At 75.0% G+C, this 1,922-nt stretch carries 1 protein-coding gene and 1 pseudogene; one reads left to right on the top strand and one right to left on the bottom strand.

The features are described 5' to 3' along the window. Positions 1-523 (bottom strand): annotated as a pseudogene (locus tag BG452_RS33930) (hypothetical protein); the annotation flags it as partial. 431 nt (positions 524-954) lie between these two features. Here BG452_RS33930 and BG452_RS47875 point away from each other — a divergent pair. Further along, entirely contained in the window at positions 955-1,743 is a 789-nt protein-coding gene (locus BG452_RS47875; RefSeq protein ID WP_188308190.1) for a GNAT family N-acetyltransferase, read from the top strand. Positions 1,744-1,922 lie beyond the last annotated feature (179 nt).

Raw genomic sequence — 1,922 nt, 5'->3', positions numbered from 1 at the left:
CGCCGCCGAGCGGGCCGGCTCCGGCGCCGTTCGGTCCGGGGGCCGCGCCGCCGGCGGGGTAGGCCGGGTGGCCGGGGTAGCCCGCGTTCCCGGCGTGGGCCGGGTTCCCGGGGTAACCGGGGTGCCCCGGGTAGTCGCCGCCGTAGGACTGCGCCGGGCCGCCGTAGGCCTGGGTCGGGCTGACGGTGCCTCGGCTGACGGGCTGTCCGGCCGGGTTCGGGTGCCCGCCCTGGATCGGCTGGGCCCCGTACTGTCCCGGGCCCCCGTGCGCCGGACCGCCGTACGCGGGGCCGCCGTGGGCCGGGCCGCCGTGCTCGGCGGCGTGGCCAGTGGTGTGACCGGTGGCGGCGGACGGCACGGCCGGATAGGGGGAGTGCGAGACGGGGCCCGAGTTGCCCGAGTTGCCGGGGGTGCCGGAGGCGCGGGTGGTGGCGGTCGCGGAGGTGCCGGTGCTTCTGATGGGCCGACTCGTGGTGCCGGCCGGCGCCTGGCCGCTGTCAGGACCCGCGTCGCTCCTGCTCACCCTGCTCAAGGCGCTCAAGCCCCCTCGGTGGTGTGGTGTGGGTGGTGCGGCACTGCTGGCCAAGATCGAAATCTATCGGGTGGACCGTTGCCGTTGTGACAAGTTCACCATCCGACGCTATGTCGACATGGCAATTTGGCGTGATGCATTCGATCACGAAGCGTGGCACCCGTCGACCCTTCTGGGAAGAGGGCCGGTGCAACGGTGGCTGGTTGTCGCGGGACGGTTCCTGGGGTGTCTGGCTTCCGGGTGCCCGGTAGGCGGGTCTGGGCTGCGGATTTGCCCAAGAGGGAGGACGCGGCACGAAATTGACCGAAAATCGGCGGTGCACGGGAGGGCGCACGCGCGCCGGCCGTGCGCCTCCCAGGCTTCATTCGGCCAGTGCCAGGGCGGCCGGACCGGCACCGGCGCCGCAGGGCTACCGTCCTGCCGTGAACACCGGCCGCCGGCTCGAACAGGCCAACGACAACGCCGCCGCCTTCTGGCTCGCCCAAGCCCGTGCGCACGGCTGGCGCTCCCACGTCCGACCGGGCCTCACGGCCGTCCGCTGCGCCCGCACCCCGGACGACTCCCAGCGCTTCGTGGTCACCCGCCCCTACGTCGAACCAGCCGATGTGGAACAGCAGTTGGCGGCGCTGCTGGACGCGTGGAGGACCATCCGCTTCACCCTGGAGGACCCGTACGGCGGGCTCGACCTGACCCGGTTCGGGGCCGTCCGGATGCCGATCATGCCGGTGATGGCGCGTGAGCCCGGCCCGGTCGAGGGAGCGTCCGCAGAGCTTCCCGTCGTCGCACCGGCCCACGGCGGCGGCGCCCTGACGGTCGATGAGGCGCTGGACGGCGACACCTTCGCGCTGGTCGAACGGACCGTCGTGGACGGCTTCCCACTGCCCGCCCGACAGCCCTGGACGCGCGGTGGCGCGTTCCCGGAATCGCTGTCGCGCGAGCCGGGCTGCCGGGCCTGGATCGGCCGCGTCGACGGCGTACCGGCGGGCGCCTGTCTCACCTACGACGACGGGGCCGCGACCGGGGTGTACTGGGTCGCCACCCTGTCTGACCAGCGCGGTCGTGGGGTGGCCCGGGCCGTGCTGCGGACCGCCCTGGCGCATGCCCACCCGGAGCGCCCGGCCACCCTGGTCGCCACCTCGGCGGGCGAACCGCTCTACCGCGCGCTCGGGTTCACCGAGCAGGCCCCCACCTGCTGGTGGAACCGCGCCTGACCGTCGGCTGACCGGCGGGAGCGCGCCCGACCCGGGCCCGGTTCGGTGGCTGGTTCCGGGCCCTCGGCTCGCGGACCGCTTCGGGGGCGCTCTGCTACCGGCCGCCCGCCGCCGCGGCGGTCGCGGTGCCGATCGGGGCGACGGCGAGCGGCACCCCGGCGCTCGACGCCGGAGCGGTC

Source organism: Streptomyces sp. CBMA123 (genome assembly GCF_014596465.1).
Classification (GTDB): Bacteria; Actinomycetota; Actinomycetes; order Streptomycetales; family Streptomycetaceae; genus Kitasatospora.
This window is presented reverse-complemented; position numbering and strand designations above follow the sequence as displayed.